General features: G+C 43.0%; 1 protein-coding gene. It reads left to right on the top strand.

Annotation, left to right across the window (positions count from 1 at the left end; all coding sequences use genetic code 11):
• Positions 1–900 (top strand): pyocin knob domain-containing protein (locus tag N1032_RS24245; RefSeq protein WP_259543042.1); only part of this gene is annotated, 900 nt, incomplete at both ends.

Genomic DNA, 900 nt, shown 5'->3' with positions numbered 1-900 from the left:
AGACTTCTGAGACTAATGCTGCTACTTCTCAGGCTGATTCTCTTACTGAAGCTAATCGAGCTAAAGTAGAAGCTGATAGAGCGAAAGCAGAGGCTGACCGTGCTGCTACAGGTAATGCTATTGTTGGTGCTCTGAACTCTATCGATGCAACTACTCACGTTGTTGACTTCAAAGCTATGCCTAAAGTGAATGGTGTTGATGTAACTGCTGCTCTGACTTCTGGTGGTTTCCAAGTTAACTCCAACGTAGTGTGTGGTGATGGTGAAACTAACAATACTGATAAACTACAGGACAATAAGTATTCTGGTAAATCTTTTATGGTTGCCAAACCTAAGACAGTCAATTCTACTACTGGTGTGACTTCTAACGGTGCTCCTGCTGCAATGGAATACGATTGGGCTGTATGTAATGATTTCTACGGCACTTGGACTCCTACTGGTGGAATAGAGGGTAAGACTCGTGTTCAGACCATCTACGACAAGAATGCTATTTGGGTGCGTGGTTATCACCATCAGGATGCTACTTGGACTCCGTGGAAACGTGTGAACTCACAGTTCTACAACAACGTATCTGGTATTGATGCGAACACTATCACAACTGATGGTTCGTATTTCTACTTCAAAGATACTGCTCAGGTAACAACACCTAACACCCCTCACATTGATTCACCAGAAGATAGTGATGTTTACTTCCTGACAGTTAATGCTGATGACTCCGGTAAGGAGATTGTTCAAACTGTTCTGTCACCTAAGACGAACTCACGTTTTGACCGTTATTGTGTGAATGGTTCTTGGTCACGTTGGTGGAACTCTACCGCTACTATTGACTTTGACACTGCACCTGCTGGTTTCAACCTTGATAATGAAACTAACCCAGGTTTCTGGAACTGTGAATTATCAA

It is taken from the genome of Herbiconiux daphne, from assembly GCF_024979295.1.
Taxonomy (GTDB): domain Bacteria; phylum Actinomycetota; class Actinomycetes; order Actinomycetales; family Microbacteriaceae; genus Herbiconiux; species Herbiconiux daphnes.
The sequence above is the reverse complement of the archived record's forward strand: the minus strand, read 5'-3'. Positions and strand labels throughout refer to the sequence as shown.